We start from the raw sequence: 19,336 nt of genomic DNA, 5'->3' as shown, positions 1-19,336 counted from the left end.
CGTCACCCGTCCGGCCGTGCCTCCGGGGCCCCGGTGCCTCCGGCGGCCCCGGGGGCACGGCCGGCCACCGACCCGCAGAGAGGAACCCCGTGTCAGTCACCATCGTCTCCGTGGAGTCCACGGACCTGTTCGTGGGCACCGAGGACGCCCCGCGCCAGGTGCTGCGCGTGACGCTCGACGGCCCGCCCGCGCGGGTCGCCGTCACCGGCCCCGGCGTCACGGGCGGGGCCGAGGGGTCCGGCGAGGTCGAGGTCCCGCTGGAGATCGCCGATCCGGTTCCGGGGGCCGGGATCCCGGTCGTGGTGACGGCGGGGGAATCCCGCGCCGAGGGCGTGGTCGTCGTGGCCGAGCCCGGCTGGACGATGTTCCTGGTCTCGCACTTCCACTACGACCCGGTCTGGTGGAACACGCAGGCCGCCTACACCTCCCCGTGGGAGCTGCTGTCCGGCGACGCCACCACCCGCCCGCTGTGGGAACGCAACGGCTTCGCCCTCGTGGAGGCGCACCTGGACCTGGCGCTGCGCGACCCGGTCTACAGGTTCGTGCTGGCCGAGATCGACTACCTCAAGCCGTACTTCGACCTGCACCCCGAGCGCCGCGCCGACCTGCGGCGGCTCATGGAACGCGGGCAGGTCGAACTGGTCGGCGGCACCTACAACGAGCCCAACACCAACCTCACCGGGGCCGAGACCACGATCCGGAACATCGTGTACGGCGTCGGCTACCAGCGCGACATCCTCGGCGGCGAGCCCGCGACCGCCTGGCAGCTCGACGCGTTCGGGCACGATCCGCAGTTCCCCGGCCACCTCGCGGCGGCCGGGCTGACCGGCAGCGCCTGGGCCCGCGGCCCGTTCCACCAGTGGGGCCCGATCCAGAAGAACTTCCGCGAGGCCAAGGACGACGTCACCGTGATGCAGTTCCCCAGCGAGTTCGAGTGGATCTCACCGTCGGGACTCGGGGTGCTGACGCACTTCATGCCGCACCACTACTCCGCCGGCTGGTGGATGGACTCCTCCGCCGACCTGACCACCGCCGAGCAGGCCGTGTACGAGCTGTACCGCAAGCTCAAGCCGGTCGGGGCCACGAAGAACCTGCTGCTTCCCGTGGGCACCGACTACACCCCGCCGAACAAGTGGGTCACCGAGATCCACCGCTCCTGGAACGCCCGGTACGTCTGGCCGCGGTTCGTCTGCGGCACCCCGCGGGACTTCCTCGACGCGGTCCGGGCCGAGCTGGCGGCCTCCGGGCGGCGGCCCAGCCCGCAGACCCGCGACATGAACCCGATCTACACGGGCAAGGACGTCTCCTACATCGACACCAAGCAGGCGCAGCGGGCCGGCGAGGTCGCCGCGGTGGACGCGGAGAAGCTCGCCACGATCGCCGCGCTGGAAGGGCTCGGCGCCTACCCCGAGGCCGCGCTGGACAAGGTGTGGCGGCAGCTCGCCTACGGCGCCCACCACGACGCGATCACCGGCAGCGAGTCCGACCAGGTCTACATCGACCTGCTGTCCGGCTGGCGCGAGGCGTACGACCTGGCGGCGGCCGTACGGGACGCCTCGCTCGACGCGCTCGTCGCCCGCGTGGACACCACCGGGGAAGGCGTCGCGGTCGTCGTCGCCAACACGCTCTCCTTCGACCGGTCGGCGCCCGTGGCCGTACGGCTGCCCGCCGGGCTCGACGGCGGACGGGTGCTCGACGACGCCGGCGCGGAGGTGCCGTGCGTCGTGGACCGGGGGACCCTGCGCTTCCTGGCCGAGGACGTGCCCGCGACCGGCTGGCGCACCTGGCGGCTCCTGCCCGGCGCACCGGGCGCGGAGCCGGCGTGGACCCCCGCGGAGGGCGTGACGATCGAGAACACCCGCTACCGCGTCACCGCCGATCCCGAGCGCGGTGGCGGCCTGTCCGGGGTGTTCGACAGGAAGGCCGGGCGCGAGCTGATCCGGGACGGCGAGGTCGGCAACGAGCTGCGCGTCTACGAGGAGTACCCGGCTCACCCCGACTTCGGCGAGGGTCCCTGGCACCTGGTGCCCAAGGGGCCGGTGGCCGGCGCGGCGCAGGGCGCGGCCCGGGTGCGCCGCGAGACCTGTCCGCTCGGCGAGCGCCTGGTGGTCACCGGGACCGTGGACGGCATCGGCTACGAGCAGACCGTCACCCTCTGGGACGGCGTGGACCGCGTGGACTGCGCCACCCGCGTCCTCGACTACGCCGGCGCCGACCGGCTGCTGCGCCTGCGCTTCCCGGCGGACCTGCCCGGCGCGCTCCCGGTGAGCGAGGTGGCCGGGGCCGTCATCGGACGCGGGTTCGCCCTGCCCGACGTGGACGCGGCCGAGGCCCCGTGGACCCTCGACAACCCCGCCAACACCTGGTTCGGCCTGGGCTCCACCGCCCGCGTCACGCTCACCGGGCCCGGCGGCCGCCCGCTGGGAGACCGGGCACTGGGGGTGGCCGAGGTGGTCGTACCCGCCCTGGACGACGCGGCCGGCGTCCGCGACCTGCTCGTCGCGCTGGTCCGGGCCGGTGTGACCGCGACCACGGCGAGCGCCGGCTGGTCCCGCTACGGCTGGCTCGACGTGGACTCCAACCTCCCCGACTTCCGGATCATGGTCGGCGGGCCGGCGGAGAACGACGCGGTGCGCGAGGTGCTGGAGAGCGCCGGGCCGGCCTACGCCGAGGCCCTGGCCCGGGACGGCCGCGTCTGGGTGCCGGCCGCGCGGCCGCTGCGCGAGGTGTGGCGGCCCAACGCCGACCTGCGCGGCCTGCGCGCGCTGCCCGCCCTGGTCACCACGGACCCCGCGGCGCTGACCGCCGACCTCGCCGACGCCCGCGTGAGCGCCTTCTGCCCGGGGGAGATCCCGGAGTCGGAACCGCTCACCGGCCACACCGTCGCGCTGCTCACCTACGGCCTGCCGGGCTTCGCCGTCGATCCGGCCGGGACGCTGCACCTGTCGCTCATGCGCTCGTGCACCGGCTGGCCGTCCGGCGTGTGGATCGATCCGCCCCGCCGCACGCTGCCCGGCGGCGCGGGCTTCCAGCTCCAGCACTGGACCCACGAGTTCCGCTACGCGCTGGTCTCCGGCGAGGGCGACTGGCGCGCGCTCACGCTGCCCGCGCAGGGACAGGAGTTCACCCACCCGCTGTACGCCGTGGTCGCCGAGCCGCACCCCGGGCCGCTCCCGCCGGCCCACTCCTACCTGCGTGTCGAGCCCGCCCGCGAGGTGCTGGTCGGTGCCCTCAAGCCGGCCGGCAACCCGATCGCGCACGGGTCGGCCGCCGCGCCGGACCCGGCGTCCGGCGTGACCGTGCGCCTGATGGAGTCCACCGGCCACGGCCGCGACGCCGTCCTCTCCGGCGCGCTGGCCCTCACCGGGGCGTACCGCGCCGACCTGCTCGAACGCCGGTGCGAACCGGTTCCGGGAGCCATCGCGCTGACCGGCGCCGAGGTCGCCACCGTGATCGCCGGACCCGGCCTGACCCCGTGCGGCGCCGGGACGGGGGCCCCGCCGTACGGGGGAGCGGTGCTGGGACCGGTGGCCGAGGCGGCGCAGCCGGTGCACTCGCGGTACTGGCTGCACAACCGGGGCCCGGCGCCGCTGGGCTACCTGCCGGTGAGCGTCGCGGTCTCGCCGGGGCTGGTACGGACCGAGGGGGAGCCGGTCGAGGTGTCGGTGGTGCTCTCCTCGCACCTGCTCGACGCCGACGTGGAGGGGGCGGCGGAGATCCTCGTGCCCGAGGGGTGGACGGCGAGCCTGACGCGGCGGCCGTACCGGCTCGCGGCCGGCGGGCACCTGCGGTTCCCGGTGACGATCACGCCGCCGGAGGGAGCGGAAGCGGGGATGTACTTCGCCGCCGCCCGGATCGGGCACGGCGGCCAGGTCGTCGAGGACGTGGTCACGCTCGCGGTCGGCGACCTGCCCGGCGTCCTGCCCGTGCCCGGTGACGTGCCCGAGGACTGGGTGGCGGCGCAGGGCAGCAAGGACGCCCCCGGCCGGGACACCGGCCTGTCGGTGGAGGTGACCGGGCCCGCCGTGCGCGTCGCCCCCGGCGGCCGGGCCTCCCTCGGGCTCACGCTGCGCAACCGCACCCGCGGGGAGATCCGCGGCGAGCTGCAGCTCGTCTCCCCCTGGGGGACCTGGGACCTGATCGCCGACCCGGTCCGCGGGTTCGCCGTCCCGGCGGGCGGGACCGCCACGGTGGAGTTCGAGGTGGCCGCCCCGCGCGACGCCGACCCGGGCTCCTCCTGGGCCCTGGTCAAGGTCATGTGGTACGGCCGCTGCCAGTACGCCCCGACCGTCGAGCTGGTGGTGACCCCGTGACGCGCGGCCCCTCCCACCACGGGTACGGTGACCCGGCCGGCGGGTACGCGCCCGTCACCGGGGAGCCCGACGCGCCCGGGGTGGGGGCCGTGCTCGGCTGGCTCGACGGGAAGCCCCTGCCGCGCGCCGAGCTGGACCGCCGGCTCGCCGCCCTGCGGACCGGACCCCGGTCCACCGCGCTCCCCGCACCGGGCACGGCCGAAGACCGGCAGCTCACACGCTGGGTGGCCCAGGTCGTGCTGACCGAGGAACTGTGCGCCGCCGAGGCCGCCGCGCGCGGGCTCGCCGCGGACGGCGCCCCGCCGGTCCGGCTCGATCAGCGTGCGGCCGTCGAACTGGGCTCCATCGCCGCGGCGGCCTACGAGGGCAGCGCGGCCGTCCGCGCCGTGTACGGGGCCGTCACCGCGGATGTCACCGTCTCCCCGGCCGAGGTGGCCGCCTACCGGGAGTCCACCGCGCGGCCGCCCGCCGGGCCGGTGTGGCGGCTGCGCACCCCGGACGGTGAGTTCGACGCCGAACCCGGCACCCTGCCGGCGGATCTGGCCGGGGCGCTGGGCTCCGCCGTACCGGGGCAGACCGTGACGGCCGGTCCCTGGGCCGCCACGCTCCTCGCCCGCCGCGAACCGGCACCGGACCCGGACCCGGACCCGGGGCCGGGACCGGGACCGGGACCGGGATCGCCCGGCCCGGAGGGCGCGCTCCTCGGCGCCGCGCGCCGCCTGGCGTTCGTGCGCTGGCTCGACCACGCGCGCGCCCACCGGCTGCGGCTGGTGCCGGGGCTGGAGCACCCCGGCGACCCCGCGCAGCCCGACAACCACCACCGCCACTGACGGAGAGTCCCCGTGACCCACGCCCTGGCCGTCGACATCGGCGGCACCAAGATCGCTGCCGCGCTCGTCGATCCCCGCGGCGTCGTCTCGCACCGCCGGACCCGCCCCACCCCGCGCACCGACGACCCCGAGGAGGTGTTCCGCGCGGTGGCGCGGCTCGCCGCCCACGTCGTGGTCTCCGCCGGGGACCTCGCCCGGAACGCGCCGCTCGGCGTCGGCTCGGCCGGTCCGCTGAACCCGCGCGCCGGCACCGTGAGCCCGGTCAACATCCCCGCCTGGCGGGCGTTCCGGCTCGTGGACCGGCTGGCCGAGTCGCTCGACCGGCCCGTGGTGCTGGCCGGGGACGGGCACTGCTTCGCGCTCGGCGAGCACGTCGCCGGGGCCGGAGCCGGGTCGCGCGCATTGCTCGGCGTGGTGGTCTCCACGGGCGTCGGCGGCGGCCTGGTGCTGGACGGCGCGCTCCTGCTCGGGTCCTCCGGAAACTCCGGGCATGTCGGGCACATGATCGTTGACCCCGAGGGCGAGCCGTGCGCGTGCGGCTCGCGCGGCTGTGTCGAGACGTACGCCTCCGGCCCGAGCATGGTGCGCTGGGCGCGCGGTCAGGGATGGCGCGCCGGAGAGCCGGAGGCCGACGCCGCCGTACTGGCCGCCGACGCCCGCGAGGGCCGGGCGGTCGCCACGGCCGCGTTCGACCGCGCCGCACGAGCCCTGGCCGGAGGAATGCTGTCCGCCGCGGCCGCCGTGGACCTCGACCTCGTCGTGGTCGGGGGAGGGGTGGCCCGCTCCGGGGACGTGCTGTTCACCCCGTTGCGGACCTGGTTCGAGCGGCTGGCCGGGCTGGACTTCCTGCGCCGCGTACGGCTCCGCCCGTCCGCGCTCGGCGGCGACGCCGGACTGGCCGGGGCCGCCGCGCTGACCCGGCGGCCCGTCGCGGCGGGAGCGGTGGAGCCCGCCGTCGCCTTCCCCCGCACTCCGCCGAGCCCGGCGGAGGCCAGATGACCGGGGTTTCGCGGGCCCGCCCGGGGCCCCTTGGACGAGCGGCCGTAGCCTTGCGTTCATGATCGAACGGGTGAAGGTCGCGGTGGTCGGTGCCGGCAACAACGTCTCCGCGCTGGTGCAGGGGATAGCCGCCACCAGGACCAGCACCTCCCGCTCGCGTTCGGTGATGTCCAGGCGACGGGCCGGTGGATTCACGTAACGCTCGATCAGCCGCCGCGTGGCGCCGGGTCCGAGCAGGGAGTCGCCGGACGCGACGGCCCGCACGCTCCTGATCAGCTCGGCCGGCGGGGTGTCCTTGAGCAGGAAGCCCGCGGCGCCGGCCTGGAGCGCTCCGTAGACGTACTCGTCCAGGTCGAAGGTGGTCACGATGAGCACGCGGGCCTGCGGGTTCGCGGCGCAGATACGGCGCGTGGCCTCGATGCCGTCCATCTCGGGCATCCGCACGTCCATCGGCACCAGGTCGGGCGGTTCGCCCGCGGCGACGGCCACCGCCTGCGCGCCCGTCGCGGCCTCGCCGTACACCCGGAACCCCGGCACGCTGTCGATCAGCCGGCGGAAGCTCGCCCTGATGAGCGGCTGGTCGTCGGCCACCGGCACCTTGATCACAGCGGCAACCTCGCCGTCACCCGGAAACCACGCACCGGGCGGACTCCCGCCTCGAACTCGCCGCCGAAGACGCGCACGCGCTCGCGCAGCCCCTTCAGCCCGTGGCCGTAGGGTCGCTCCCGCGCGTTTCTCCCGTCGTCGGTGATCTCCACGACCAGTCCCTCTTCCCGCCGTTCGATCAGCACCGTGGCCCGCTGGGTCCCCGCGTGCTTGAGCACGTTGGTCAGTGCTTCCTGCACGATCCGGTAGACCGTGAGCTCCATTTCCCCCCGGACCTCGCCGTCGAGCCGCAACTCCACCTCCGGGCCCGCGGCCCTGGTCCTGGCCAGGAGGTCGTCGAGGTCGCCGAGCCCGGGAGCGGGGACCAGGTCCGCCGGGCTGTCCTCGCGCAGCACGCCGAGCAGCCGCCTGGTCTCGCGCAGCGCCGACCTGCTGGTCTCCTCGATCGAGCCGAGCGCGCGGCTCATCTCCTCGGCGCCGCCGACGTGCCGTTCGACGCCGGCCTGCACGGCGATCGTGCTGAGGCTGTGGCCGATGACGTCATGCAGCTCGCGGGCGATGCGCAGGCGTTCCTCCGCCGCCTCGGCACGGGCCCGCTCTTCTGCCTGGGCGGCCAGTTGCTCGGTGTAGAGCCTGCGCTGCCGTACCGCGGTGCCGGTGGTCCAGGCCGCCACCACGATCGCCAGCACCAGCCCGAGCTGGTCGAAGGTCTGGCCCCGTATCGGCGGGCTGCTGGAGCTGGTCGGGCTCGCCGAAGCGGGGCGCAAGCGGGTGAGCGGCTTCTCCCTCGGCATGAAGCAGCGGCTGGGGCTGGCCGCCGCCCTGCTCGGCGACCCCGAGGTACTGCTGCTCGACGAGCCGCTCAACGGGCTCGACCCCGAAGGCATCCGGTGGATGCGCGGGCTGCTGAAGTCGCTGGCGGCCGAGGGGCGGACCGTGCTGGTCTCCAGCCATCTCATGCACGAGATGGCGGTCACCGCCGATCACCTGATCGTCATCGGGCGGGGCCGGCTGCCGGCCGACACGGAGATCACGCAGTTCGTGCGGCCCGGGATGTCGCTGGAGGACACGTTCATGAACGTCATCGAAGGGAGCGCGTCGTGAATGCCGTCGCCGCCGAGTGGATCAAGCTGCGTACGTCGCGCTCACGGGTGTCGTTCGCCAAGGCGTCCGTGCTGGGTGGGATCGCCATCGCCGCCTCGCTGCTCATCGCGATCCCCGGATACCTGTACGGGCGCACGGTGGCCTCCGGGTTCCACCCCACGCCGCCACCCGCCGGAGCATGGGCGGTGATCGGCGGCGGCACGCTCATGATCGTGATGACCACGCTGCTCGGGCCCGCACTCGGCGCGATCCTCCGCAACGGCGTCGTGGCCATCTCCGTGCTCGTGGTGCCCATGGCGCTGGTTCCCTTCGCCGGGCGGATGCTGCCGGGTGGCGAGGTGGTCAACCGCATCCTGCCGGGCTATCCGGCGCTCCAGCTCATCGAGCAGATGCCGGACATCATGCCGGACGCGGCCGCCTTCGCCGTCCTGGGCGCCTGGGCCGTCGTACCGCTGCTGATCGCGGTCCTCGCCGACAAGCGGGTGTCCTGGCGCTGTGTTCCTCGAACGCGGGAGGAGCCGCGACAGGTGAATGCACTTGCATGAATCATTGATCCTTCCTATATAGTTGGTTGGGTTCAACCAACTAACCGGAGTGAGGGTGCCGGGATGGAAGGTACGGCGGGGAACGGGGACGACCGGCCGCGGGAGGCCACCGATCGGGTGGCGGCGGCGCTGGCCACGGTGGGCAACTGGATGTTCGCCCCGGCGACGCGGCGGCGGATCATGGCGGCCTCCGGACTGGAGCTGTCGCTGGGGGACTACACACTGCTCGCGCAGATCTCCCTGCACGCGCCGGTGCGGTTGTCGGTGCTGGCCGAGCTGATGGAGGTGGACAAGTCCACACTCTCGCCCCCCGCCAGGCGCCTGGAGTCGCGCGGGTTCATCGAGCGGCGGTCCGACCCGGCCGACGCCCGGGCGAAGCTGGTGAGCGTCACGCGGGAGGGCAAGCTCGCCATCCGCGAGCTCTGGAAGGCCAGGACGACCGCCGTCGCCGCCCTCATGGAGGGCTGGGAACTGGCCGACATCGAGCATCTGGCCGACGGTCTCGCCGCCTTCGCCGAGGCGATCAAAAAAGGCGCATGACCTCGGCGCCGGTCCACGGGGCCGTGCGTCGCCGATCGAACGGAGTGAGCACCATGCGTGCCGTCGTGCTGCGTGAATTCGGGCCACCGGCCCGTTTGACCATCGGAGAGGTGCCCGAACCTCGGCCGGGGGAGGGGCAGGTCACCGTACGGGTGGCCGCCGTCGGGGTCCAGTTCCTGGAGACCCAGGTGCGTTCGGGAGCGATGCGCGGCGCGCTGGGCGGCGCGGGCCTGCCGGTCGTTCTCGGCAAGGAGATCGCCGGAGAGGTCGCCGAGGTCGGTCCCGGAGGCGATCCCGCCCTCGTCGGCACGCAGGTCCTTGCCAGCACCTTGGGGACGGGCGGGTACGCCGAAACGGCCGCCGTACCCGCCGATTCGCTCATCCCGATTCCGGCGGGGCTCGGCCTGCACGACGCCGTCGCGCTCTACCGGTACGGGGCCACAGCCCAGGGCTTGATTCGTGCGGCACGGGTGGCCCCTGGCGATCGTGTGCTGGTCCAGGCCGCCGCCGGTGCCGTCGGCACGGTTCTGGTGCAGTTGCTCACGCGGGCGGGCGCGACGGTCGTCGGGGCGGCGCGTGGTGAACGCAAGCTCGACCTCGTCGCCGGACTCGGTGCCGGTCATGTCGTCGACTACTCGCTGCCCGGCTGGACCGACCGGGTCCGTGAGGCGGTGGGCGGTTCGGTGGAGGTGGTGTTCGACCACGTCGGCGGGACACCCGGACGGGAGGCGTTCGGGCTGCTCACCCCGGGTTCCGGCCGGCAGGTCGTGTTCGGCTTCTCCAGCGGCGCGCCGCTGGAGGTCGCGCCCGTGGAGCTGATGGGCCGGGGCCTGACCGTCACCGGATTCAGCGCGGGCCTCATCTGGAGCCGGCCCGCCTTCGCCCGCGAGCTGGTGACCGAGGTGCTCGACCTGGCCGCCGCCGGTCGGCTCACGCCGGTGATCGGTCAGCGGTTCCCCCTGGAGAAGGCAGCCGACGCGCACGCCGCCGTCGAGGCGCGCGAAACGCTCGGCAAGACCCTGCTCATTCCCTGAGTCCCGCGCGGACTCCCCGAAGACGCCCAAGAGCCGTTACCGGCCTGGGTGAAGTGCCGATTCGTTTCCGAACAAGGAGCCAGTAGACGTGTCCACTTCCCCCGAGGTCTTCGTGGCCGGCGCCACGGGACTGCTCGGCAGCCAGATCATCAGCGCTCTTCTCGATCGGGGCGCGCCCGTCCGGGCCCTGGTGCGGCCCGGTGCCGACGCGGACAAGAAGACCGCGCTCACCGCGCTGCGGTCGCGCGGCCTGGAGGTGGTGGAAGGCGACGTCACCGACCCGGCCGAGGCGCTGGCCGAGGCCGTCGGCGACGCCGCCACCGTCATCTCGGCCGTGCAAGGCGGCCCCGAAGTGATCGTGGACGGTCAGGTCAACCTGGCGCGTGCCGCCGCGAAGGCCGGTGCCCGCCGGTTCATCCCCTCCGACTTCGCCGTCGACGTGACCAAGCTGGAGGACGGCGACAACTTCATGATCGACTGGCGTCGCCGGGCCGCCGCCGGGTACGCCCACGCCGGGCTTGAGGTGATCTCTGTGCTCAACGGCGCGTTCTACGAGGTGATGGTCGGTTTCATGGGGCTGGTCGACTGGGATCGGGGCACCCTGTCGCACTGGGGAGACCCCGATCAGCCGCTCGACCTGACCTCGGTGGCCGATACCGCCGCCTACACCGCCGCCGTCGCCCTGGACTCGAAGGCCACCGGCACGCTGCGTTTCGCCGGTGAGGTGCTGTCGATGCGGCGGTTCCACGAGGCCGTTCAGCGCGGCTCGGGCCGCACCCTGAAACTGCGGCACCTCGGCACCGCCGACGAGCTGCGCGCGGAGATCGAACGCCGAGCCGCCCGAACGCAGAACCCGTTCGACTACGTCGCTCTCCAGTACCAGTGGTGCATGGTGACCGGAAAGGCCAAGTTCGACGTCCTCGACAACGCCAGGTACCCGCGGATCACGCCGGCTTCGGTGACCGACTTCGTCCGCGCGGCCGTACCCACGGCCTGATCCACAGCGATTCCAGGCCGGGCAGGATCCTCGGAGTGGCGGGCGCGGCGCAGGTCCACCAGCGCCAGGCCGATTCCGGCATCCAGGGCGGCGGCCTCGACGCTGCCGGGCTCCGGCGGCGCGAGGGCGGTGCCGGCGATGGTGAAGCCGAGGGCGGCGTCGGGATCGGGATACATCTCGACGGTGTGATCAGCGGTGCTGGTGAGCGCCGGCGCGACGTAGTCCCCGCCAAGCGCGCGATCCAGGTACTGGCCCATCGGCAGGGTGGTGAGGTGGCCGTCGTACGCCACGGGTGTCCATGGCCGGCTTGCGTCGGGTGAGAAACGGCGGGTCGTGCTGCCGGTGACGAACCCCTTGCCGGGCGAGGTATCAGAAATGCACGTTGGTCATCGTGTACCACGTCGGGACGAATGTCAGCAGGGCCACCGCGACGAGGACCGCGATCGACCCGCCCGCGCGTGAGGTGGTGATGTTCGCGGGCGCGATGGGCCTCAGCTTCCATCGTCCGGCCGTGATGAACGCCGCGACGCCGCCGAGCAAGAGGTTCGCGGGCACCAACGCGTACTCGCCGCGCATGATGTGGAAACCGGCCGCGAGAATCATCGTCAGGGTCAGGCCGGCGGCCGCGAGCGGCGTCAGCATCGGTTCGACCTTCGCCATCGCCGGCAGGATCAGGCCGACGCCGCCCAGTACCTCGCAGACCCCGATGAAGACGATCAGAGGCTGCGACACCGCGGCGTACCAGGCCACGGCCTGGGGCGCCGCCGCGTACAGGGCTTCGTCGTACAGCAGCACCTTGCCGAAACCGCTGCCGGCGAAGAAGAAGCCGAACAATGCTTGCAGCGACCAAAGTACGCCGTTGAGCGTGAACCTCATTCCGCGCCTTTTGGGCTGCTGCTCGATGTCCTTGACGTCGAGCGGGTTGTTACTGACGTGCAGGCTCATACCTTTTTCCATACCTTCTCATTGGTTTGGCCTAGAAAGATCTCTGTGGACTCATCGAGGTCGAGCCGGGATGTTGCGCGGTGGTCGACCCCGGCGGCTGCCGGGCCACCATGTCGGTGCTGCCGGGACGGGTGAGAGCCATGAAGCCCGTGGCCGCCACGGATTCGTAAGAGTCCGGATGCGCGGTGAAGAAATTGCCGGAGGCCGCCATGTCGGCGACGTTCAGCGACACGGCCGGGCTGAAGATGTGCATGGCGTCTTTCTGGAACGGAAATTCGGGAGCCCGGCGAGCATCACTGGCCAACGGTGATTTTCCGGACGCCCTCCAGCCTGGCCGCAAGCCCGCACCGGCGGCAACGCCAGGTCCGATAATGTGCCTTAACCTCTCACTTAACAACGAAAGAGCACGTGTGGAGCTGCGGGACATCGAGATCTTCCTGACCCTGGCCGAGGAGCTGCACTTCGGCCGGACCGCCGAGCGGTTGCACGTGACGCCCGCCCGCGTCAGCCAGGCGATCAAGAAGCAGGAGCGCCGTATCGGCGCCGCCCTGTTCGAACGCAACAACCGGGCCGTGACCCTGACGCCGATAGGCAGGCAGCTCTACGAGGACCTCGGGCCGATGTACCGCGGCCTGCACGACGGCTTGCAGCGCGCCATCCGCGCGGCCGGCGGAAAGACCGAAGTGCTGCGCCTGGGCATGCTCTCCAGCAATGTCCAGGACTTCCGGCCGCTGCTCGACGGGTTCCATGCCCGGCATCCCGGAGGTGAGGCACAGATCCGCTACGTCGGATTCGGGGACCCGTTCGGGCCTCTGCGGGCCGGGGAGGTCGACGTTCAGATCGCCTGGCTGCCGGTCAGGGAGGCCGACCTCACCGTGGGGCCGGTCGTCCGCGTCGAGCCCGTCGTCCTCGCCGTGGGAGCCGGCCACCGGCTGGCCCAGCGGCGGACGGTGTCGTACGAGGACCTGGCCGACGAGATCGTCATCGGCGGCGCCAAACCCGACTACTGGCGCGAGGCCCTCGTCCCCAGCCACACTCCCAGCGGACGGCCGATCCATGTGGGGCCGGCCGTGGCCGCCGAGAGCGAGATGCTGCCCATCCTGTCCAACGGCGAAGCCGTCGCGCTCGTGCACTCCCATGCCGGTCGGTACCACTCCCGGCCCGACATCGTCTATGTGCCCGTCCACGACGCCCCTCCGGCGCGGTGGGCGCTGCTGTGGCGTACCGCCACCGAAACCGACCTGATCCGCTCCTTCGCACACACCGCCCGCCAGGTCGGACCCGGCGTCTTCGAAGACGAGCGATCCGCGGATGGCCGCCGGGACCGGCAAAGATCTTGATCGCGCGGCTTCCTCGGCTGGTCGCCGCTCCCGGCGTCGGTGGGCAGCGCGGATCTCGGCGCCGATGCTGCGCGGGTGCACCTGGTCGCTAGGACCTGTCCACGAGCTGCTGCCGGTGGGCGATGACCGCCGCCTCGGTACGGGTCGTGACGCCCAGTTTGCTCAAGATGTGGGAGACGTGCACCCCCGCCGTACTCGGTGAGATGTGCAGCCGGGCGGCGATCTGCCGGTTGCTCAGCCCCTCGGCGATCAGCCTGAGCACGTCGCGCTCGCGCTCGGTGAGCCCGCCCTGAGCCGGTCGGGGCCGCCCGAGCAGGGCGATCTCGCGGGTGAGCGGCGCGGCGCCCAGGTCTTCGGCCAGCCGCGCGGCTTCGTTGAGGCGGTCCGTCGACCCGGGCCGGTCGCCCGCCGCCAGGGCTGCTCGCGCGCCATGGAACAGGCTGAGCGCCAGCTCGTACGGCTGCCGCAGCTCCCGCCAGGCACCCGCGGCGTGGTCCCAGCCGTCATCCTCGATCAGCGCGCGCAGCATGGTCTGCCAAGCCCGGTCGAGCGGCCCGTCCACGCCGAGCGCCGCATCGGCCGCGGAGAGTTCGGCCTGTCGTTTCTCGACCCGTTCCCGCAGGTTCTCGCCGTCGCCGTGCGCGAGCCGGGCGCGCTGCGCCAGTGCGCCGGCGACCAGGACCGGCCGGGCGTCGCTGGTGTAGATCCGGGTGAGCGCCGGATCGGCCAGCGCCCGGTCCAGAAGCAGGTCGGCCCTCTCGTGGTCGCCCTGGGCGACGGCGAGCAGGCAGAGCAGCCGATAGCGGGGGAACATGCCTCCGTTGTCGGTGTGCTCCACGTCCGCCGCGGCGTCGGCCGCCCCGTCCAGGTCACCGCGCAGCAGCGCCAGGTAGCCGGCGAGCGCGCGCAGGGCCTGCCGCGGCAGCGGTGGCGGGTCCTCCTGGAGGCTCTCCTCCAGCACGGCGGCCGCCTCGTCCCACCGCCCGGCCAGGATCAGGCTGTATCCGGCGTGGCGCGCGAGTTCGGCGCCGCGGCTGCGGCCCAGCCCGTACCGGCGGGCGTGGCGGATGCCGTCGCGGGCCGCCTCGATGGCGCGGTGCTGGTCGCCTGCCTTGGTGTGCAGGGTGGCCTCGTACATGGGGACGGTCATGAGCAGGTCGTGGCCGTCGAGCCGCTCGGCCAGCGTGCGGGCCTGCGCCAGCATCCCGAGGTCGCGCGTCATGGACCCCACGCCCAGCAGTCCGCGGACGGTCACCGTGGGATCGCCGGTGCGCAGGCCGATGGCGAGCGCCTCCTCGAACGGCTCGCGAGCCCTGTTCACCTCCGGCAGCAGACCCATGGCCAGTACCCCCAGCAGTCGCCCCCGCTGGACGTGGTCGGGGGTGGCGGGCAGCAGTTCCAAGGCTCGTGCCCAGTCGGAGACGCCGGTCGCCTCCAGCCGGTGCCGCAGCCTGCCCCGATGTTCCAGCAGCTGGGCGGCCCGCTCGGGCTCGCGCCGCTCGTCCACGGCGGCCAGGCCGGCGGTGGCGTACTCGATCCCGCGCGCGTATTCGCCGCTGAGCATGCAGGCCTCGGCCGCGCCGGTCAGGACGTCGATCCTGTCGGCGCCCAGCCGCGCCTGCGGGTCCCAGAGTTCGAGGACCTGGTCGAGCAGGCGGACCTGCTCCGCGTAGGCGTAGGACCTGCGCGCCCGGCCCGCGGCCAGGTAGGCGGCGGACAGGGCCAGCCCGCGGTCACCGGCGGCGTAGGCGTGCGCGGCCAGCTCCGCGTGGGCGCCGGAATCGCGCAGGGCTTCGGCGTAGCGCGCGTGCAGGCGCGACCGCTCGCCGGGCAGCAGGTCCTCGTACACCGCCTGCCGGATCAGGGCATGGCGGAAGTCGTAGCCGTCCCCTGACGTGACGAGCAGGCCGCGGTCGACGAGTTCACGCAGCAGGGCGTCCAGCGCGGCCCCGTCCTGCCCGGCCACCTGCGCCAGCAGCCGGTGGCCGACCCGGCCGCCCGCTGCCGAGGCGATGCCCAGCAGCTCGCGGGCCGGGCCCGGCAGCGACCGCGGGCCGTGCAGCAGCAGGTCGCGCAGGCTGTCGGGGGTCCGTTCGCCGGCGCGGGCGAGCGCCTCGACGAACAGCGGGTTGCCGTCGCTGCGTTCATGAACGCGGCGTACGGCGGCCGCGTCCGGCTCGGCACCGAGGATCGCGGCCAGCTGCCGGCCCACGCCCCGCCGGTCCAGGCGCTCCAGCCGCAGCGCGGTGGTGCGCGGGCGGCGGGCCAGCTCGGACAGCAGCGGCCCGAGCAGTCTGTCGCCCGTCTCCGATGGCCGGTAGGTGATCACCAGGAGCACGCCGGCCTGGGCCAGGTTCCTGGCCAGAAAGCCGAGCAGCTCGCGGGTGGCGGCGTCGGCCCAGTGCAGGTCCTCGATCGAGACGACGAGCGGCTGGTCCGCGGCCACGCGCTCGACCAGCGTCAGGACCTCCTCGTACAGCCGGTGCTTGCCGCCTTCCGCGTCGCCCGCCTCGCCGAGCTCCGGGAACCAGCGGGCCAGCTGGCGGTACGGCCCGGGCAGCACCCCTTCGACCCGGATCAGCCTGCGCAGCACCGTCACGAACGGCGCGTACGGCAGGCCGTCGCTGCCCAGCTCCGCGCAGGCGCCCTCGACCACCCGTACGCCCGGCCCCAGTGACCGCGCGAACTCGGCGAGCAGCCGCGACTTGCCGATCCCGGCCTCCCCGGCCACCAGCGCCACCGCCGGCCCCTGCCCGACAGCCGTGTCCAGGGCCGCAGCCAGCGCCGACAACTCCTCGCCCCGGCCGATGAACACCGGGCTGACCACGCGCTCCGCCACCACCGTGCCAGCATATAAATACAGAGATCACCCGATGTGCGGTGCCTGTTTACCCGGCCACTCTCGAAGCATGACAGCGACCTACCCCCTGCGGACCATCCGCGCCGACGAGCTCGACGCGTGGGCGCGCATGATCACCACGACCTACGGCCAGGACTGGTACGAGGGCGGCCTCAGGAACGCCGCCGTCTCCATCGAGCCCGGACGCACGATCGCCGCCTACGACGGCGAGGAGATCGTCGGCGGCGCGTCGATCTACGGCCGCCTCATGACGATCCCCGGCGCGGTGACGCCCGTCGCCGGCATCACGCTCGTCGCGGTCCTGCCCACGCATCGGCGCCGCGGCATCCTCACCGCGATGATGCGCAAGCAGCTCACGGACCTGCACGAATCAGGCGGTGAGCCGATCGCCGCGCTCAACGCCGCCGAGGCCACGATCTACGGCCGCTTCGGGTACGGCGTCGCCAGCCACGTGGCCGAGATCCAGGCGGACAAGAAGCTCCTGGCCCTCAGGCCCGGCACCGACCTCGGCGACGGGACGATCCGCCTGCTCGACCGCCGGCGGGCTCGGCCGCTGCTGGAGAAGGTGTACGACACCGCCCGCCGTACCGCGGTCGGCTGGGTCGACCGTACGGAAAGATTCTGGGAGGCGAGGCTGGCCGACGGCGAGCGCGTGCGCGACGGCGGGACGGCACTGCGCTTCGCCGTCCACACCGAGCCCGGCGGCGAGGTCACCGGCTACGCCCTCTACCGGTCCAAGCCGCGGCTGGCGCAGGTCATCGAGGTCGCGGCCACCACCAGGCAGTCCTACGCCGCCTTGTGGCGCTACCTCATCGACCTCGACGCCCACGCCGGCCTCACCTACGACGGCGCCGTCGACGAACCGCTGAAGCACCTGCTGACCGACCCGCGCGCGGCCCACACCACCGTGATCGACAACCTCTGGGTCCGCCTGGTGGACGTCGACCGCGCGCTGACGGCACGCCGTTACTCGGCCCCGCTGGATCTGGTCCTGGAGGTGCAGGACACGTTCTGCCCGTGGAACGCGGGGCGCCATCGCCTGCGGGCGGACGGCGGCTCTGTCATCTGCGAACGCACCCGGGACCGGCCCGACCTGCGCCTGACCTCCGCCGAGCTGGGCGCGGCCTACCTGGGCGGCACCACCCTGGCGTCCCTGGCGGCCGCGGGCCGGGTGGAGGAGCTGCGCCCAGGGGCGCTCGCCGCCGCCTCGCTCGCCTTCCGCGGCGAGCGGGAACCGTTCCACCCCTCTGGCTGGGCGTTCCCCGCCTTCTGACAGTGTTGATCGTCCCCGAGGGGGTGTAAGGGTGAGGCCTGCTCCACCAGCCACCGTCTGCGGCGTTCCTGCAGGTGGACGGAGTGGGCTCGGTAAGGCGGGTTGTCGGTCGGCTAGCTGAGCAGACCCCGCCGGTAGCCCTCACCGACGGCGGCGGCGCGGTCGCGGACACCGAGTTTGTCGTAGATGTGCAGCAAGTGCGTCTTGATGCTGGCTTCGCTGATGAAGAGCTTGGCGGCCGCCTGGCGGTTGGAGGCGCCGTCGGCGACGAGGGCGAGGACTTGGAGTTCGCGGTCGGTGAGGGCGGCCTTGACCGGTTTGCGTACCTGGCCCATCAGGCGTCCGGCGACAGAGGGGGACAGGACCGGCTCGCCGGCGGCTGCGGCGCGGACGGCGCGCAGGAGTTCGTCGGTGGGGGCGTCTTTGAGGAGGTAGCCGGTGGCGCCGGCTTCGATGGCGGGCAGGACGTCGGAGTCGGCGTCGAAGGTGGTCAGGACGAGGGTCTTGATGTGGGGGTGGGAGTGGCGCAGGGCGGTGATGGCGGTCACGCCGTCCATTTCGGGCATGCGCAGGTCCATGAGGACGATGTCGACCTCGAGTGCGGCGGCACGCTCTATGCCTTCGCGACCGTTGGCGGCTTCGCCGGCGACGTGGATGCCGGGTTCGGCTTCGAAGGCGGCACGCAGGCCGTCACGGACGATGGGGTGGTCGTCGACGATGAGGAGGCGGATCATCGGGGGTTTCCTTGGAGCGCGGGGACGGTGGCGCTGACGGCGGTGCCCTCGCCGGGCGTGCTCTCGATTTCGAGGGAGCCGCCGACGCCGCGTAGGCGTTGCCGCATGCTGCTGAGGCCGAATCCTCTGCCGCCGGGGACGTGGATGCCGGTGCCGTCATCGCGGATGTCGAGCAGGACGACGGCGCCGGTGTAGGAGAGGGTCAGGCCGGCGCGCGTGGCGCCCGCGTGCTTGGCGACGTTGGTGAGGGCCTCCTGGGCGACGCGGAAGAGGGTGACCTCGATGGCGGGGCTGAGCGGGATACGGTCGCCTGTGACCTCGACGTGCAGGTCGACGCCGGTGGACTGCGCCCAGTTGCGCGCCAAAGTGGTCATCGCCTCGGGCAGGTGGGCGTCGTCGAGTTGGTGGGGGTGGAGGGCGGCGACGGAACGGCGGGCCTCGGTGAGGCTTTCGCGGGCCAGGTCGAGGGCGAGCGCGACATGGGTGTCGGAGTCCTCGACGCGCTGGGCGGCGCGTAGCTGGGTGATGATGCCGGTCAGGCCCTGGGCGAGGGTGTCGTGGATCTCGCGGGCCATGCGCTGGCGTTCGTCGAGGATGCCCGCCTCGTGGGCCTGGGTGAGGAGCTGGGCGTGCAGGTCGGCGTTCTCCTCCAGGGCGGTCTGCAGGTCGCTGACCGCCTTCTGGTACACGCGCTGGCGTTCCTCGATCTTGATTCCGGCGATGGAGCCGCCGCCGATGGCGACGGTCTGCACGGCGATGATCGCCAGGTAGAAGGCGACGAGCTGGATGGTGGCCTGCGACCAGTCGAGCGTCGAGCCGTACAGGACGAAGGAGGTGGCGGCGACGGCGGCGAAGGTCCACTTGGAGGGGGCGAAGTGGGCGGCCAGGAAGAAGCCGGATATGCAGTAGATGACGAAGATGGGGTCGTGGAAGGCCAGTAGTGCCGCGGTGGCCAGGACACCGAGGAAGTGCGCGGTGACCGCCACCCGCCGCCCACGAACGGCGGCGGGCAGGAGGGTGCGGGCGCCGAGGATCCAGACCAGTGCCAGGGCGGTGAGCGCGAGGGTGCGCGGGATCCCGCCCGGGGGCTGCTCGGGGGAGGCCAGGCTGATGACCAGGGAGGTGGCGAGGGTGAGGTAGGGGACGATCTCGATGACGCGCTCGAAGCGCCGTTCCCAGACGGAAGGGGGGAAGGGATCGTTCATCCGGGGCTTAC

The 19,336-nt window shown here is 73.1% G+C and carries 17 protein-coding genes and 2 pseudogenes; 12 read left to right on the top strand and 7 right to left on the bottom strand.

Features of this window, described 5'->3' with window-relative positions:
* Positions 1–89: 89 nt before the first annotated feature.
* The 4 genes from ACQP10_RS20620 to ACQP10_RS20605 are packed head-to-tail and all read left to right on the top strand — an operon-like array spanning position 90 to position 6,341.
* Positions 90–4,313 carry an NEW3 domain-containing protein gene (locus ACQP10_RS20620; protein ID WP_433539513.1) on the top strand — a complete coding sequence of 1,408 codons (4,224 nt, stop codon included), beginning with the start codon at positions 90–92 and terminating at the stop codon, positions 4,311–4,313.
* Positions 4,310–5,143: a DUF7158 domain-containing protein gene (locus ACQP10_RS20615; RefSeq protein WP_433539512.1), complete on the top strand. Its 834-nt coding sequence runs from the start codon at positions 4,310–4,312 to the stop codon at positions 5,141–5,143. Before ACQP10_RS20620 ends, ACQP10_RS20615 begins: the two co-directional genes overlap by 4 nt.
* Positions 5,144–5,155: 12 nt before the next feature.
* The gene (locus tag ACQP10_RS20610) at positions 5,156–6,142 is read left to right on the top strand and encodes an ROK family protein (RefSeq protein ID WP_346021133.1); all 987 of its coding nucleotides are present in this window, start codon (positions 5,156–5,158) and stop codon (positions 6,140–6,142) included.
* Between the two features lie 58 nt (positions 6,143–6,200).
* Positions 6,201–6,341: a hypothetical protein gene (locus ACQP10_RS20605; protein WP_433539511.1), complete on the top strand. Its 141-nt coding sequence runs from the start codon at positions 6,201–6,203 to the stop codon at positions 6,339–6,341.
* A gap of 74 nt (positions 6,342–6,415) precedes the next feature.
* On the opposite strand, the pseudogene ACQP10_RS20600 reads toward ACQP10_RS20605, so the two are convergent.
* A pseudogene (locus ACQP10_RS20600) lies at positions 6,416–6,733 on the bottom strand (response regulator); the annotation flags it as partial.
* Between the two features lie 11 nt (positions 6,734–6,744).
* Positions 6,745–7,437: a sensor histidine kinase gene (locus tag ACQP10_RS20595; RefSeq protein WP_433539510.1), complete on the bottom strand. Its 693-nt coding sequence runs from the start codon at positions 7,435–7,437 to the stop codon at positions 6,745–6,747.
* 28 nt (positions 7,438–7,465) lie between these two features.
* On the opposite strand from ACQP10_RS20595, the pseudogene ACQP10_RS20590 reads away from it, so the two are divergent.
* The 6 genes and pseudogenes from ACQP10_RS20590 to ACQP10_RS20565 all read left to right on the top strand — a co-directional run.
* Positions 7,466–7,852: pseudogene (locus ACQP10_RS20590) on the top strand (AAA family ATPase); the annotation flags it as partial.
* Positions 7,849–8,397, top strand: a complete 549-nt coding sequence (locus ACQP10_RS20585) for a hypothetical protein (RefSeq protein ID WP_433539509.1) — start codon at positions 7,849–7,851, stop codon at positions 8,395–8,397. The pseudogene ACQP10_RS20590 and the gene ACQP10_RS20585, both read left to right, overlap by 4 nt.
* Before the next feature lie 63 nt (positions 8,398–8,460).
* Entirely contained in the window at positions 8,461–8,937 is a 477-nt protein-coding gene (locus tag ACQP10_RS20580) for a MarR family winged helix-turn-helix transcriptional regulator (RefSeq protein ID WP_346021137.1), read from the top strand.
* A 110-nt stretch (positions 8,938–9,047) separates the two neighbouring features.
* Positions 9,048–9,971: a zinc-binding dehydrogenase gene (locus tag ACQP10_RS20575; protein WP_346021138.1), complete on the top strand. Its 924-nt coding sequence runs from the start codon at positions 9,048–9,050 to the stop codon at positions 9,969–9,971.
* 88 nt (positions 9,972–10,059) lie between these two features.
* Complete coding sequence (locus ACQP10_RS20570) at positions 10,060–10,968, top strand: NmrA family NAD(P)-binding protein (RefSeq protein WP_433539508.1); 909 nt, start codon at positions 10,060–10,062, stop codon at positions 10,966–10,968.
* Between the two features lie 35 nt (positions 10,969–11,003).
* Positions 11,004–11,288, top strand: coding sequence for a hypothetical protein (locus ACQP10_RS20565; RefSeq protein ID WP_433539507.1), 285 nt, complete (start codon positions 11,004–11,006; stop codon positions 11,286–11,288).
* Positions 11,289–11,337: 49 nt separating this feature from the next.
* Here the strand turns inward: ACQP10_RS20565 and ACQP10_RS20560 are convergent, their stop codons facing one another.
* Together ACQP10_RS20560 and ACQP10_RS20555 are read right to left on the bottom strand one after the other, a co-directional pair.
* Positions 11,338–11,913, bottom strand: a complete 576-nt coding sequence (locus tag ACQP10_RS20560; protein WP_399501012.1) for a DoxX family protein — start codon at positions 11,911–11,913, stop codon at positions 11,338–11,340.
* 31 nt (positions 11,914–11,944) lie between these two features.
* On the bottom strand, positions 11,945–12,166 hold the full coding sequence (locus ACQP10_RS20555; protein ID WP_433539506.1) for a hypothetical protein: 222 nt from the start codon (positions 12,164–12,166) through the stop codon (positions 11,945–11,947).
* Positions 12,167–12,323: 157 nt separating this feature from the next.
* On the opposite strand from ACQP10_RS20555, the gene ACQP10_RS20550 reads away from it, so the two are divergent.
* Positions 12,324–13,253 (top strand): LysR family transcriptional regulator, encoded by a 930-nt coding sequence (locus tag ACQP10_RS20550; RefSeq protein ID WP_433539505.1) that lies wholly within the window; start codon positions 12,324–12,326, stop codon positions 13,251–13,253.
* An 88-nt stretch (positions 13,254–13,341) separates the two neighbouring features.
* Here the strand turns inward: ACQP10_RS20550 and ACQP10_RS20545 are convergent, their stop codons facing one another.
* Positions 13,342–16,095: a helix-turn-helix transcriptional regulator gene (locus tag ACQP10_RS20545; protein ID WP_346021144.1), complete on the bottom strand. Its 2,754-nt coding sequence runs from the start codon at positions 16,093–16,095 to the stop codon at positions 13,342–13,344.
* A gap of 67 nt (positions 16,096–16,162) precedes the next feature.
* Between ACQP10_RS20545 and ACQP10_RS20540 the strand changes: the two genes are divergently transcribed.
* On the top strand, positions 16,163–17,386 hold the full coding sequence (locus ACQP10_RS20540; RefSeq protein ID WP_399501015.1) for a GNAT family N-acetyltransferase: 1,224 nt from the start codon (positions 16,163–16,165) through the stop codon (positions 17,384–17,386).
* A 113-nt stretch (positions 17,387–17,499) separates the two neighbouring features.
* Here ACQP10_RS20540 and ACQP10_RS20535 read toward each other — a convergent pair whose 3' ends face one another.
* Together ACQP10_RS20535 and ACQP10_RS20530 are read right to left on the bottom strand one after the other, a co-directional pair.
* Complete coding sequence (locus ACQP10_RS20535) at positions 17,500–18,120, bottom strand: response regulator (protein WP_399501016.1); 621 nt, start codon at positions 18,118–18,120, stop codon at positions 17,500–17,502.
* Complete coding sequence (locus ACQP10_RS20530; RefSeq protein WP_433539504.1) at positions 18,117–19,325, bottom strand: sensor histidine kinase; 1,209 nt, start codon at positions 19,323–19,325, stop codon at positions 18,117–18,119. The genes ACQP10_RS20535 and ACQP10_RS20530 overlap by 4 nt, the downstream gene beginning before the upstream one ends.
* Positions 19,326–19,336: the final 11 nt, after the last annotated feature.

Source organism: Streptosporangium sandarakinum (assembly GCF_050942225.1).
Classification (GTDB): domain Bacteria; phylum Actinomycetota; class Actinomycetes; order Streptosporangiales; family Streptosporangiaceae; genus Streptosporangium; species Streptosporangium nondiastaticum.
The sequence above is the reverse complement of the archived record's forward strand: the minus strand, read 5'-3'. Positions and strand labels throughout refer to the sequence as shown.

Excerpts from the sequence above, each read along its gene's own strand:
- ACQP10_RS20605 (WP_433539511.1), top strand. The coding sequence starts at position 6,201 with ATGATCGAACGGGTGAAGGTCGCGGTGGTCGGTGCCGGCAACAACGTC.
- ACQP10_RS20580 (WP_346021137.1), top strand. The coding sequence starts at position 8,461 with ATGGAAGGTACGGCGGGGAACGGGGACGACCGGCCGCGGGAGGCCACC.
- ACQP10_RS20560 (WP_399501012.1), bottom strand. The coding sequence starts at position 11,913 with ATGAGCCTGCACGTCAGTAACAACCCGCTCGACGTCAAGGACATCGAG.
- ACQP10_RS20555 (WP_433539506.1), bottom strand. The coding sequence starts at position 12,166 with ATGCACATCTTCAGCCCGGCCGTGTCGCTGAACGTCGCCGACATGGCG.
- ACQP10_RS20540 (WP_399501015.1), top strand. The coding sequence starts at position 16,163 with ATGACAGCGACCTACCCCCTGCGGACCATCCGCGCCGACGAGCTCGAC.
- ACQP10_RS20535 (WP_399501016.1), bottom strand. The coding sequence starts at position 18,120 with ATGATCCGCCTCCTCATCGTCGACGACCACCCCATCGTCCGTGACGGC.
- ACQP10_RS20530 (WP_433539504.1), bottom strand. The coding sequence starts at position 19,325 with ATGAACGATCCCTTCCCCCCTTCCGTCTGGGAACGGCGCTTCGAGCGC.